Raw genomic sequence first — 12,190 nt, 5'->3', positions numbered from 1 at the left:
ACTTAGTGGTCTCACTTGACTTGAAAATTTCCGGACCGACAAATAACGCTAGATTCTCCTCAGCCCACACGTTAAGGATTTCGCCGAGCTCGTTCAGTGGCGGGAAAATGCCGTTATCCCTGATGCTCTCTTCTCATAGTGACTGGCTGAACCACTGCTCAGGAAGAGCAATATGAGCAGCAGCGAGGAGAGAATCAAGAGAGCATGAATCAAATTCGAACTGCGGCTGCGAAGTACCACGGTACGACTCTATGCATTGTTGTCACCTCAATGTCGAAATGTGTTAGTTGTCTTCTTTTGCAGTTTTCCCTAGTCCCGTTGTTTCGCGGTGAGTGTGCTTCGTGCACGCATGAAAATGCTCCCTCAAAAGTGTCGACTTTTTACAGTCCAATTTTCGGGGAGCAGTTCATTTCACAGTCCAACTATCGGGGAGCATTCCACTTATAGGAGTGGATTGCACCATCTACTGATGCACAGTTCGTGCACGCGTGTATTTATCCTTACTTGAGCAGACTATTCACGAGCTGAATAGGGGTGGACTCTTCGAGGAAGAAGTACAAGTAGATTTTCAAAAGTAGGCTATCCATTTCCTCTGAAGAGATAAGACGGGCTTCGGGGGCACGAAGCGAAACCACTATGGAAGCGACATTCATGATGGCTTTATTATGCTCACCTCTGGAAAGGTTCTTGTTTCTGAAAGATTCCAGATACAGAAGAGCCAGATGGCGCAATACGTCTACATCTGCTTTGCTGTTAGTCGCAATCGTTGAATTCGTGGCACGATTCATTGCGTCAATTGCCACGTCAACTTCAGGTAACGGCAAGCACTGCTGATTCAGTTTGAGAAGAGCATGTTCTGTGAATATTGGGTCTTGATGGCCATTCGCAGAATAGTCAACCTCACTCCGCTCTCCTGGGAAATTATCCACCACAGTTGTATCGCCTCCAGCCTGAAGCGCCTGTTGCGATGTAGCCTTTGCCAGCGATGGTTACACGTCCTTGTGACACTGTATTGAATTCAGCAACATAGCCGGTTTTGCACGTGTAATCAGTTTCAACTTCGTTGTGGAACTCTGTTTCACTGGCGACAATGGTTCCGCTACCTGGAGCTCCGGCTTTCTTTTTATGGATATCTAATTCGATTCTGTGCGAAAAGGCTTGGTCGCAGCGGTTGTGCGCCCATCCGGACACATGGCTGTAGTTGCTGCTGTTCGGGGTATGGTACTCACCTGTTACTAACTTGCACCCACCAGGCAAAGCAAATGTTGTTGCTGCTTTATTCGAAGATGCTTCAGGCACATACTCGGTAGAGCTCACACTAAGAATGACTCCTCCTCCATCCTGCTCTACTCGTTCTGCAAGCAATTCCAAAGCCTGCTTCTCATCTTGGTTCAATCTGTCCACATCAACGTAGGAAACATCTACCTTGACGTTGCTGGCGTCAATCCCAAAATGCGAAATCGGCTCTACTGAGTCGGTGGGGCTATTCGTTGCTGCAATAGCTGGGGTCACCATCAAGGAAGACGCCAATAGAGCTATTGCGGCGATGGAGCCAAAGGTTTTAGATTTCAAGAGATGAAACCTTTCTTGTGTTGGAACGCTGTCTGGTCGTCGAGAGACGGTGAGGTCATCTTGGATATGAACTCAATTTTAATAGTAAAGGCAAATGTGTAAATCGTCATCTAGGTTATGACTTTTTCGGCTCTTCAGGGTTCCGGGTGTAATCGCGATCTAAAACCACCGCTATTGACTCACCCTGAAAAACTGATCAATTTCCAACCTGACGAATGAGTTCGTCCAACCTGTCATCGCGATCCTGCAAGGCTTGTTGATCATCTAGAGAACGCGTCACGATCTTCTCTTCTCCCCCGCGAAACAGCGTCGTATCGCCGACTTCGAGCCAAGCTGCATGCTCACCCTTGCCGTGGTATTTGCCTTCACAGGAGCACGTGCAGTCATTGCCTTCAGCTGTCTGGTATCTCGTATCGCACTGCTCGGCCGTGCTGTAGTGCATCTCAATGAATACGAGTCCATCGCGGATAGCGACCGCTTCGGCAACGTCCGTTAGATGTTGACGTGCGATCGTCCAATACCCTTTCCAGCCCGGTTCCCCAGGAGGGGCCCCAACCCATGTCGGTCGGATGGCAGCGCCAGTTGCCGTTCTAAACAGTTCCCTGTTCGTCGGCTGTCCAGTTCGGGGAGCGCGCAAACCCCTTACCTGAATCCGACCCCTAAGTGGGCGAATAATTGTCGCAGTCATAAAGGCATATTACAGACCCACCTACTGCTCTAGCCACCGATTCCAGAAGGTGTCCGCCCCTTAGTCCAGATATTTGATTTGCGTATCCTACACTCAAAATATTTAAATATCACTACTAGTTTAAAAATCTAAATATACATATTTTGGTCTTGTCACTGCATCTCAAAAGGGAAGGTAAGACAATGATCGGATTGAAGAAACGCCTCACAGGAGCCGCATTAGCGCTGGGCATTATTGCTTCGGGCGCAATTGTAGCGGCCCCTGCCGCGCAAGCTGCCACCTGCGGCTATTACGCAAGCGGGGGATACAGCTACTACAACCACTGCGGTTCTGGCAATGCCTACATCCAGATTGACCAGGTTGTAGGAAACTACGAGCAGTGCGTCGGTCCAGGCACAACTCTGCTGCGGAAACAGGACGGTGGAATCTACTCAATCACCAACGCCTTCTATCTTCGCTCTTGCTAATTGTCATAGAGTGAGTAGAGAGAATCTCTACCCAATAGACAAGTAAGGTCGTTGCCAGTGCTAAAGCAGAAATACTTAATTCAGTATCTTCTCCCGCTGGCAATGACCTTACTTTTTCTGTGTCTGGCGTTATCTCGCGTGACCTACATGCCCGTAGATTTTTTTGTCTACTACGACGCGGCGCGGCAGGCTTTCACTACCGAGAATATCTACGCTCACAATATTTTCAGCGGACAGTTGCCAGATGAGGGGTTGCCGTTCGTCTACACCCCTTTCACCCTTTTACTCATCCAGCCTTTCGCTTGGCTCCCACCAATGCTGGCCTGGGTGGCCTGGACCTTCGTCATGCTTTGCGGACTCGCTTGGGCGCTGAGATTCCTCGCCCGCTCTATCAGCCAGGATCCCTCATCCAAGTTTGTTATCGCCCTGTTTCTCCTGCTGAGCGGAACGACAGTGATCGCTCAGCATCTTGCTTTCGGACAGATCAATATCCTGCTAGCTGTTGCCTGCCTCTATGATCTAGCGGCTAACAAGACACAGCGGATTTCTTGGCTCCCACGTGGCTTATTGACGGGCATTGCAGCAGGAATCAAGCTCACTCCGGCATTCTTTCTGTTTTATCTTTTGATCACTCGCCAGTTCCGAGCAGCAATGTGGATGTGTGCAGGAGGTCTGGGAACCCTGGCCATCGGCGCTGTACTCTTCCCCGTAAATACATGGCATTATCTGAGCGTGGAGATCCTGTCGCTAAGCGACAAAGTAGATCTGGGCAGCAACTTCGCAACGAGCGGGAACAATTCCATTTCCGGCGCTCTCGCATACTTTTGGCCGGATGCACCCCTAGCAGTCAAAGCCTTCTTCATCTTAGGCGTAGCCACGACAGCTCTGGCCCTTGCTTACCGCTTACACAAAGCACAGCGAACACTCGATGCAGTTCTTATAGCCGGTGCAAGCATCCAATTGCTCTCACCGGTTAGCTGGATACACCATTGGGTGTTCCTGGTGTTTATTGTCCTGCGTCTCTCCCTGAACGCCCGCACCCGGCGCTGGGGATTAACAGGACTGCTCTTTCTTCTTATGCAACCAACCGACCTCGGAGATTGGATGCTCACGTCGCTACCTGAGAATATTATTCTCACTGCGATTGGTACAGCCCTCCGCGAAGGTTTGCTCCTGCTGACGCTGGCTTTGGGAGTCGTTCTCGCTCTGCGGACTAGTTCGTTCGAAATCTCAGAAACAGGTACTTCTAATCCTGCACGACTACCCGAGGGCCAAAGCAGCAAGCGATAGTCTTAGAGCGGATCAACCAGCTCAAAAACCATCGTTTTCGGTGTGGCATCTACTGCGTCCTCACCGAGGATTCACAGCCGCCACGCAACGACGAATCAAATCCTGATCTTCACCTTCCTGCACGCTCGTAGCTCCGCACCAGCGAGAACCATCGGAACTGACCGCAGTGAAGTGATTAAACCCTGGGCCTTGCCCACCGTGCCCAACAACTACTGGAGGTAGACCGCGCGTCATAAGTCCCAGCCCGTATCCAGCTTCCGGCGACATTGGATGATTCTGCGGAGCACCAACCAAATGGGTTTTCAACATTGCTTCAGGCAAAGCCGACCCCAGCTCATTTCGCATGATTAATGCAATACCGCGTGCAGCTTCATCGGGCGTGGCAGCGAAAGTTCCGGTGTACACCCATCCTGGGTTGTAATTGCGCAGTTCTTCAGTGATCGCGGGATGATTGCACTGTTCCCAATCATCAGGGCAATCAAAAGGGGACGCTTGAATACCAAGAGGGCTAAAGATCAAGCTGTCGAGCACGTTGTAAAAAGGCTTCTGGTGGAAATCTTCGAGAGCTAAGCGTAAAAGTAGATACCCGATATTTGAATAGCGAAATACGCCGGGGTTTTGCACCTCTGCACGAGCGATAATGTCCTTTGAGTCCCAGGGTTCTGCGGCGTTTTCTACTGCTGCTCGATAGTCCGGCCAAACAAAGTAATCATTGAGCCCGGAACGGTGAGAGAGCAAGTCTTCGAACGACAGAGACTTCAAATGCGCAGGTAACCAGACTAGGCGATCACCGATGTGTTGTTGAGGATTAAACGTCAAAATAACGGCGGCGGCGGTGTAGGATTTCGCGATGCTGTAAATAGGGACCGTATGCTGCATGTCTCCATTCTGACACCCGGTACCGACAAAAGGGAGAAGTGCCCAGCTGAATCGGCTTCCTAAACGATCGTATTCGGTGCGCATATTCGGCATTCTAAGATCAGGAAAAGATCGTTCCGATTCACTCCCTCAGAAAAATCAACACGCCTCTGCACATCGGTGTACTGCGCAAACGGCTTCCCCGAACTGTCCCGTAGAACGTTCCCCCTGCTGGGACTGCACGAACCGACTCTTAGAGCTGCAACTAAACCGCCAATTAAAGTTATCAGTCACACCGGAGGTTTTCATCTGACGCAACGAATCAGAACTCCCGGAAGTAGTGGCAAGTCCTGGCAGGGTGCGGCGAGGATACCGGCGAGCGCTAGCCGCTAGTAGTGAGCGTCGCGGTCCAGCGCGCCAACGCCTGGGCGAAAATCTCGGGCTGGTCAATATGCGCGTTGTGTCCGGCACGGTCCAGTTCGAGGAAGGAAGCGTTGGGGTAGCGGACCAGCAGCGCCTTGGCGTCCTCGAACCCGACGATGTGGTCTTGCCTTCCGCAGGCGATGAGCACCGGAATCTGCGAAATCCGCTCGCGGTCCACCGGCAGCGTCTCCAAGAAGTAGCGGGTGGACAGATGCGCCATGGCGCGCAGGTCAGCGGCGAGCACTCCGGGCAGCACATGGCGCTCGAATTGTTCCCAGTTCGCGCGGGTCTGGATCACCGACATCTGCGCGTAGTGCCCGGCATTGACCGGACCCAGCTCCTCGAGCAGCAGTTCGTCTTCGTGCAACACGCTGCGCGCCGGCACCGTGCGTTCCTCGGCCGCCGGTCGGGTCACCGGCGCCAGCAGCACCATGCCGCGCACCTGGGATTCGAAGCGGTCTGCCATCTCCTGGGCGAGCAGGCCGCCGAGCGAATTGCCGATCAGCGCGAACGGGCGTGCCCCCAGGTGGTTTTGCAACAGCTTCTGGAGCCAGGCGGCGAATTCGGGCAGGCCGGCGCGGCCCGCCAAGGCTGGAGTCCCACCGAATCCGGGCAGGTCGATGTAGATGCGCTGCAGGGTGCCGGCAGTTTCCAACTGCTCATCGAGGGCGAAGAGGATCCGGTGGTCCACCCCGTTGCCGTGCACCAGGACCACCGGAAATCCGGTGCCGTGGACCGCGGCGATGCCCTCGGGCAGGGGTTGGGCCGGCTGTTGCTCTCTCACGATGTTTCCTTGCCTTTGGTGGTTCGCTCCAATGGAGACGAGACTAATCGCTCGTGTCGCGCCGGGCAATGAACACGAACTGCCGCCCGGGCCTATCCGGAGCATCCTGCACCGTCTGAACCGAGAATCCCGCGGCTTCCACCGTGCGCGTCAGCTCTTGGCGAGTGCGGTAGCGAAGTGTGGAATGCGAGACCAGTTCGCTGCCCTCCTGCTCGAAGCGAAAGGTCTCACGGAAGCTGAGCAACTCATCGGCGTAGTCCAGCACTTCGATCCAGGTGCTGACCGGCCCCAGCCGATCGATCAGAGTCGTTTCGCGGGTCAATTCCGGCGTCCAATTCAGCCAGGCACGCGCTTCGGGCCGCCGTGCCTCGAAAATCAGCCGCCCGCCAGGTTTCAGCAACTGCGCGATGCGCTCCAGGGTCTGCTGCCACTGGAGATCGCCGGTGAAAACCATCGCGACATTTGCGGTCATCACCGCCACGTCATAATCTCCTGTCGGCACGTCCGCCACCGTCCCGTGCACCCATTGCACCAGCGGTGCCTGGGGCTTGGCGCCGGCCACCGCCAAGCTGGCGCCCGCAGGATCGACCCCCGTGACCTGCAGTCCGCGCGCGGCCAGTTGGCAGGCGAAGGTTCCGGTCCCGCAGCCCACGTCCAAGATCTTGCGCGCACCCAACGAGTCGATGATCTGCGCATAGGGCTCCAGATCGCTGCGGTCGGCATCAAGCGGGTCATAGAGCTCGGCGAGGCGCGCATCGACGAAGCAAGCGTCGGCTTCAAGCTCCTGGCTCATAGGTCATTTCCCGCCGCTGGCAGGACACAGAATTCGTTGCCCGAGGGGTCCTGATAGACGCGCCAGGGCAGTTCGCCCCAATTCGGATGCAATTCCGTGCCACCGCGGCGCACGATCTCTCGGGCGAGCGCCTCGGCATCATCGGCGGCTTCCAAACGCACGTCCAGGTGCAGTCGATTCTTTTCCGGTCCCTTGGCCAGCGGTTCGGGGCATATTTCCAGCACCGGCCCGCGATAGCTTGGATGGCGCAGCGTTCCGGGCCGGCCAAGCGCGGTCTGCTCCCAGCCGGTGAGCCAGGACCAGAAGGCGGCGTCGCGACGCACATCGGAGGAATCCAGGGGCAGCGCGGCGATAGGTCCGGTATTGCTATAGCTTGCGCGGCCTTCCATGACGCAGAAGGCGTTGTCTTCAGGATCGCCCAGCACCACCCAAGGGACATCCTGCTGCCCGATATCCTTGGGACTCGCGCCCAAGGCGAGCGCGTGGGCGATCACCTGTTCTTGCTCCTGGCCACCGAGCAGGTCCAGATGCAGCCGGACCGGATCCCGCGGAGCTTCGGGAACACGTTGAAAGCACAGGTCGAGGGTCGGCCCGTCGGGGATGTGCAGGCGCGTTTCGAATCCGCTGGCATCCTCGTCCAGAAATTCGCAGCCCAGCAGCTCCTGCCAGAATCGGCCGAGACGCTGCGGATCCACCGAGTCAAAAACGATGTTTTCCAGGTACATGCGCCCAGCCTACCGTGCGAGCAGTCGCTGGATCGTGCGCCCCGATACCCACCGCGGGACCTGCTCCTGGTAGCGGCGATAGCGCTGGCCGAAGGCCCTTTCGAGCGCTGCTTCCTCGGCGGGAATCTGCACCCTGTCCAGCAGCAGCACAACTCCCGCGGCCGGAAGCAACGCCAGCGCGCTGCGCCGCCACAGGGCGTGCGCTACGAGCAACCCCGCCAGGCTCAGATACATCGGATTGCGAGTCAAGGCGTTCGCCGAGTCCGTCACCAGATCGTTCATCGAGTCCAAGGCCATCGGGTTGATGGTCGTTTGCCGGCGGCGGAAGGCCCGGAGGCTGGAGATATCCAGCGCCAAGCAGACCGGCAACAGCAATCCCGCGAATACTCGTGAGCGCGGCGAGCTGTGGCGATGGCGCGACAGGAGCGCCTGCAGCGCACCGGCGCCCAGCGCTAATACCGGCGGTGGAATGCGCAGCATCGACATGGCTCCTCTAATTCGCGGCTCCGTCTAATGCTTCGATGCTACGCTCCCGGCTAGAATTTCGCGCCCCTGCCCATCTCGTGAACAGGCACAAGCAAAGGTAGGATCGGCATAACCGGTCGGCCCAATATTTTCCAGGAGCATGCATGTCCTATCTAGTCGATTTCAAAGAGGTGAGCACCGCGGGTCTGGAAAGCTCACCGGTGGCCGATGCCCTCGCCGGATTGCGCGCCAATGAGGCCCGGTACCTGAAGAATAAGTTCGACCACGACCTCTTGCTCAGTGCCGCCCAAGACGTCCCCGAAATTGTCGACTGGGTGCACCGCATCCTCGCCGACGAACGCGACCTGCAGATCGCATCCCCGGTGCTGCAGGCGAGCCTCTTCGAAGCCGATGGCGCCAAACGCGCCTACCTCTTCTACGAATCCGGTCTCTCGATCAATGTGCACTACTCCCTGGCACCCGGTGCGAAGCGTGCGGTGGGATTCAAGCTCTCCGAGGGGATGGACGTGCCCGAGGAACTTGCCCAGCGCTTCAAATTCGCCCGGCAGAAGTCGAAACTTGCCGGAACTATCCGCGGATCCTACTTCGTGCTCAAGGGCGAATACTAGCGGTCCGGCGGAGCTCCCTAGCCAGCTATCGGAATCGGCTCTAGGCTAAGAGCCACCGGGCCACGCTTCGGACCCAGAAGCGGCTCAACTCACCGCACCGACGAGGATATGAGCATGTCGAGTTCCAGCACCCCGACCTCCGATTCCACCGCATCTGGTTCGCCGCCGCGGATCCGGCGGCGGATCTTCGCTTGGGATCCCGGCCGCGACACCGTCATTGCCTTGGGCACGCTGCTGGCGTTCTGGGCCTGCTATTGGGCCGGCAGCGCGTTCGGCGGCGGGTTCTTGATTGTCGGCATCCTGCTTTTCGGCACACTCATTCCGGCGCTTACCGTGCTTAGGAAGCGTCGGGAAGGCTGGGCCGGGCTCGGCATAACCCGCAGATTCCTTCTCCGCTCCCTGATCATCGCCGCGCTCCTCGGGGCCGGCTCCGCCTACCAGCTCATCACCACTGCCGCCGCGCAGCAGGTCGAGCTCCTCCCCCACCTGCTAGCCAACCTGTTGGTGTTTTGGGAGCCCTTCTTCGTCTTCGGCTGGCTCTATCTACGCTGGGAACGCGCCTTCGGCTGGCTGCCGGCCATCGCGCTCACCGGCCTCGGTTTTGCCCTGCAGCATGTGGGATCGGTTCCGCTGCCGGTGGCGCTGAGCTTCGGATTGATCGCCCTCGCCTTCGCCATCGTCTTTGCCTGCGTGCGTAACCTCGCGATCCTCTGGCCGCTGTTCTACCCCGTGGCCAGCGGCATCGGCACCCTGCAGTCGGGCTTGGCAATGGGCTGGGACGGTGTCGGCTCCGGCGCGTTCCTGCTTGCCGCGCAGGCAGTGATCCTCTTTTTCGTCGTCCGCGGCCTCCGCACAAAACTGACCTTCTAAATCCCAAGGAACCCACCATGGAGCAATCCTCAGCGTTGGAAATCGTCAAGAACTATCATCGGGCCTGGACTTCGGGCGATGTCGAGCTGGCGATGAGCTATGTCGCCGAGGCCATCACCTGCCGGGCGCCGGGCCTCGATCTGGAGGGCAAACAGGCCTACCGGCAGTTCATCGCCGGGTTCGCGCCGCTGCTGACCGGTACCGCGCAGATCGCCGAATTCGCCGAGGGCAACCGCGTGGCGCTGTTCTACTACCCGCAGACCGCCAGCACCTCCTCCGCCGTGGCCGGCGAATGCTTTACCGTCTCCGACGGCCAGATCAGCGACAGCGTGCTGGTCTTTGACCGGATGTCCTATGCCCCGCCCGAGCCCCGCTAAGCGAGGGCAGAGATGATGCACACGGCCCAGCAGCTGCTCATCGAGCGCATTCGCGAGAAATTAGCCGGCGAGCCGGTCCTGCGCGAGGTATCGATGTTCGGCGGCCACTCATTTATGGTCAACGAGAAACTACTGGTCGGCGCGCTCAAGGAAGGGGCGTTATTGGTTCATGTTGCCCCGGCGAACCACGCCGAGCTCTTGCTGAGCCCCGGAGCCGGCCAGGCGGAAATGGGCACCGGACGGAGCATGGGGCCGGGCTGGATCCAGGTGGACGCCGCGAGCCTCGAGAAGGACGAGGCTTTGGCTTCGTGGCTGGGCACAGCCCTGGAATTCAACCGTGCGCTGACCGGTGGCGGCCGCTGAACCCGACGTTGGACTACTCTTGCGGTACGCTGCCCACCTGCTTGGCGGGCACTCCCACGACGATGGCCCCGGCCGGCACGTCCTTGGTCACCACCGCCCCGGCACCGACCACCGCGCCATCGCCGATGCGCACCCCGGGGAGCACCGTCACATTCGCGCCAAGCCAGACGCCGGCGCCAAGCACCACCCGTGCCGGGTGCATATCCGCGCGCCGGCTGGGCACGATGTCATGGTTCAACGTGGTGATCACCGCGTTATGCCCGATCAGCGACCCCTCGCCGATCTCGATCCCGCCCTGGTCTTGGAATCTGGCGCCGCTGTTGACGAACACGTTCTCGCCGAAGTGGATATTCTTGCCGAAGTCGGCCGTAAATGGCGGAAACAACTGGACGGATTCTGGCACCTCTCTCCCGGTCAGCTCGCCGAGCAGCGCACGGACCGCCGCGGGCGAGTGGTAGCTTCCGTTCAGCTGAGCGGCGATGCGCAACGCCTCCTGGCTCGCGGCATGCATCGCCTGGTGATGCCCGGAACCTCCGGTGATGCTCTGGCCCGCGTTCAGGGCGGTTAAAAGTTCCTCGAGTCCTGCAATGTTGCTCATGGTCTTACGCTAGCGCACCGCGCATGGACTTCGGCCACAATTTCCCTGCAAGCAATCTATGCTGGGTTGCCCCCTTCGCCGTCAGGAGCTGCCCGTGTTGATCACCGATCCGAACGCACCGATTCCCGTTCAATTGCGCAACGAGGAGTTCTTGCTGCGTCCGCTCACCGCCGAGGACGCCGCATTGGACTACGCGGCGGTGATGGAAACCCGCGAGTCCTTGCGGCTCTGGGAGCAGGACCCGTGGCCGGCCGATGACTTCAGCGTGGCGGAGAACCGCGAGGACCTCATCGAGCATGAGCGCTTCCACAAGGAGCATCGCGCCTTTACCTACACGATGCTCGATCCCAGCGAAACCGAGTGCCTGGGCTGCGTGTACGTCTACCCGCCCGGCGCCAAATTCCTGGCCAAATCCACCGTGAGCGCGGTGGGCCCCGGCGCCTGGGCGGAGCTGGAGGCGGTCATCTATTTCTGGGTTCGTGAATCGCGGCTGGAATCCGGGCTCGATGAACGCCTCTTGGCTGCGCTGCGCCAATGGTTCGCCGAGCAATGGCAGCTGCGCGACACCGTGTATGTCATCAGCGAGCCCTACGCACATCAGCTGCAATTGATCGAGCGCAGCGACCTGGAACTGCGGTTCAGGGTGCGCGAGCCCGGGAAATCCGCGCCCTACCTCGCCTTCGGCTAGAGCCCTGCGCCGCCTTTGCGAAGGAGGAGGGTACCGGAGAGCTCGGTGATGCGTATGCGTATTTCGCAGGTGTTAAGCGGGGTTGAGATTCGTGCTTGTTTTTGGAATGGTGGCACCCACGTGCCCTGATCTTGGCATGTCCGCAACCGGAAGGAGAGCCTCGTGCTCACACTGACCGACCAGGCAGATACGATCGTTACCGCGATCGTCACCAACCAGTCCGAGGCAGCAGATGCCGGACTCCGAATCCATCAGTCCGAAGGTGCCGGAGCACCGAACGAAGCAGCCTTCGCGGTGCAGATCGTTCCCGCACCGGAACCAGCCGACGTGGTAGTTCGCGGCGAAGGAAGCCCGGTTTACCTCGACGAGCTGATCACCGATGAGCTCGACGACAAGGTGCTCGACGCGGCCGTAGACGAGCAAGGCGCCGTCAGCTTCCAGATCCTCCCTAAAAGCTAACCTCGGTTCGCTCCTTAAGCTTCCCGCGAGGGTCGCCCAGCCGGGCGGCCCTCGCAGGCTTTGTGGGCATCAGCCCAGCGCTTCATCCGAATTCCCCGATCGCAGAATTCGCAGATCCCGCAGATGCGGGAAACAATGGCA

At 58.4% G+C, this 12,190-nt stretch carries 17 protein-coding genes; 8 read left to right on the top strand and 9 right to left on the bottom strand.

The annotated features are described in order from the left end of the window. Window positions 1-500: 500 nt before the first annotated feature. The 3 genes from ACT3UA_RS15465 to ACT3UA_RS15455 all read right to left on the bottom strand — a co-directional run bounded on the left by ACT3UA_RS15465 (window position 501) and on the right by ACT3UA_RS15455 (window position 2,014). Window positions 501-929: a hypothetical protein gene (locus ACT3UA_RS15465; RefSeq protein WP_128471010.1), complete on the bottom strand. Its 429-nt coding sequence runs from the start codon at window positions 927-929 to the stop codon at window positions 501-503. Beyond that, entirely contained in the window at window positions 922-1,572 is a 651-nt protein-coding gene (locus ACT3UA_RS15460; protein WP_141393610.1) for a hypothetical protein, read from the bottom strand. The genes ACT3UA_RS15465 and ACT3UA_RS15460 overlap by 8 nt, the downstream gene beginning before the upstream one ends. Before the next feature lie 196 nt (window positions 1,573-1,768). Beyond that, window positions 1,769-2,014: a hypothetical protein gene (locus tag ACT3UA_RS15455; protein ID WP_096288823.1), complete on the bottom strand. Its 246-nt coding sequence runs from the start codon at window positions 2,012-2,014 to the stop codon at window positions 1,769-1,771. A 428-nt stretch (window positions 2,015-2,442) separates the two neighbouring features. Here ACT3UA_RS15455 and ACT3UA_RS15450 point away from each other — a divergent pair, with 428 nt between their 5' ends. Then, window positions 2,443-2,727 (top strand): DUF6355 family natural product biosynthesis protein, encoded by a 285-nt coding sequence (locus tag ACT3UA_RS15450; RefSeq protein WP_096288825.1) that lies wholly within the window; start codon window positions 2,443-2,445, stop codon window positions 2,725-2,727. A gap of 57 nt (window positions 2,728-2,784) precedes the next feature. Next, the gene (locus ACT3UA_RS15445; protein ID WP_096288827.1) at window positions 2,785-4,017 is read left to right on the top strand and encodes a glycosyltransferase 87 family protein; all 1,233 of its coding nucleotides are present in this window, start codon (window positions 2,785-2,787) and stop codon (window positions 4,015-4,017) included. A 60-nt stretch (window positions 4,018-4,077) separates the two neighbouring features. Here the strand turns inward: ACT3UA_RS15445 and ACT3UA_RS15440 are convergent, their stop codons facing one another. The 5 genes from ACT3UA_RS15440 to ACT3UA_RS15420 all read right to left on the bottom strand — a co-directional run bounded on the left by ACT3UA_RS15440 (window position 4,078) and on the right by ACT3UA_RS15420 (window position 8,080). Beyond that, window positions 4,078-4,980, bottom strand: a complete 903-nt coding sequence (locus tag ACT3UA_RS15440) for a serine hydrolase domain-containing protein (protein WP_176484297.1) — start codon at window positions 4,978-4,980, stop codon at window positions 4,078-4,080. A gap of 277 nt (window positions 4,981-5,257) precedes the next feature. Beyond that, window positions 5,258-6,082 (bottom strand): alpha/beta fold hydrolase, encoded by an 825-nt coding sequence (locus ACT3UA_RS15435; protein ID WP_217990432.1) that lies wholly within the window; start codon window positions 6,080-6,082, stop codon window positions 5,258-5,260. Between the two features lie 43 nt (window positions 6,083-6,125). After that, complete coding sequence (locus ACT3UA_RS15430; RefSeq protein WP_096288833.1) at window positions 6,126-6,875, bottom strand: class I SAM-dependent methyltransferase; 750 nt, start codon at window positions 6,873-6,875, stop codon at window positions 6,126-6,128. Continuing rightward, window positions 6,872-7,600: a VOC family protein gene (locus tag ACT3UA_RS15425; protein ID WP_096288835.1), complete on the bottom strand. Its 729-nt coding sequence runs from the start codon at window positions 7,598-7,600 to the stop codon at window positions 6,872-6,874. The genes ACT3UA_RS15430 and ACT3UA_RS15425 overlap by 4 nt, the downstream gene beginning before the upstream one ends. Before the next feature lie 9 nt (window positions 7,601-7,609). Next, entirely contained in the window at window positions 7,610-8,080 is a 471-nt protein-coding gene (locus tag ACT3UA_RS15420) for a methyltransferase family protein (protein ID WP_096288939.1), read from the bottom strand. Between the two features lie 149 nt (window positions 8,081-8,229). On the opposite strand from ACT3UA_RS15420, the gene ACT3UA_RS15415 reads away from it, so the two are divergent. The 4 genes from ACT3UA_RS15415 to ACT3UA_RS15400 all read left to right on the top strand — a co-directional run bounded on the left by ACT3UA_RS15415 (window position 8,230) and on the right by ACT3UA_RS15400 (window position 10,304). After that, entirely contained in the window at window positions 8,230-8,694 is a 465-nt protein-coding gene (locus ACT3UA_RS15415) for a phage tail protein (protein ID WP_096288837.1), read from the top strand. 114 nt (window positions 8,695-8,808) lie between these two features. After that, window positions 8,809-9,564 (top strand): hypothetical protein, encoded by a 756-nt coding sequence (locus ACT3UA_RS15410; RefSeq protein ID WP_096288839.1) that lies wholly within the window; start codon window positions 8,809-8,811, stop codon window positions 9,562-9,564. A gap of 17 nt (window positions 9,565-9,581) precedes the next feature. Continuing rightward, window positions 9,582-9,941 (top strand): nuclear transport factor 2 family protein, encoded by a 360-nt coding sequence (locus ACT3UA_RS15405; protein WP_096288841.1) that lies wholly within the window; start codon window positions 9,582-9,584, stop codon window positions 9,939-9,941. 12 nt (window positions 9,942-9,953) lie between these two features. Continuing rightward, the gene (locus ACT3UA_RS15400; RefSeq protein WP_096288843.1) at window positions 9,954-10,304 is read left to right on the top strand and encodes a TfoX/Sxy family protein; all 351 of its coding nucleotides are present in this window, start codon (window positions 9,954-9,956) and stop codon (window positions 10,302-10,304) included. A gap of 13 nt (window positions 10,305-10,317) precedes the next feature. Here the strand turns inward: ACT3UA_RS15400 and ACT3UA_RS15395 are convergent, their stop codons facing one another. Further along, window positions 10,318-10,902 carry a DapH/DapD/GlmU-related protein gene (locus ACT3UA_RS15395; protein ID WP_096288845.1) on the bottom strand — a complete coding sequence of 195 codons (585 nt, stop codon included), beginning with the start codon at window positions 10,900-10,902 and terminating at the stop codon, window positions 10,318-10,320. Between the two features lie 94 nt (window positions 10,903-10,996). Here ACT3UA_RS15395 and ACT3UA_RS15390 point away from each other — a divergent pair, with 94 nt between their 5' ends. After that, window positions 10,997-11,590 (top strand): N-acetyltransferase, encoded by a 594-nt coding sequence (locus tag ACT3UA_RS15390; RefSeq protein WP_255248532.1) that lies wholly within the window; start codon window positions 10,997-10,999, stop codon window positions 11,588-11,590. Between the two features lie 162 nt (window positions 11,591-11,752). Continuing rightward, entirely contained in the window at window positions 11,753-12,049 is a 297-nt protein-coding gene (locus ACT3UA_RS15385) for a Fe-S cluster assembly protein HesB (protein WP_096288849.1), read from the top strand. Window positions 12,050-12,190: the final 141 nt, after the last annotated feature.

The organism is Glutamicibacter sp. 363 (assembly GCF_052379505.1).
GTDB lineage: Bacteria > Actinomycetota > Actinomycetes > Actinomycetales > Micrococcaceae > Glutamicibacter.
This window is presented reverse-complemented; position numbering and strand designations above follow the sequence as displayed.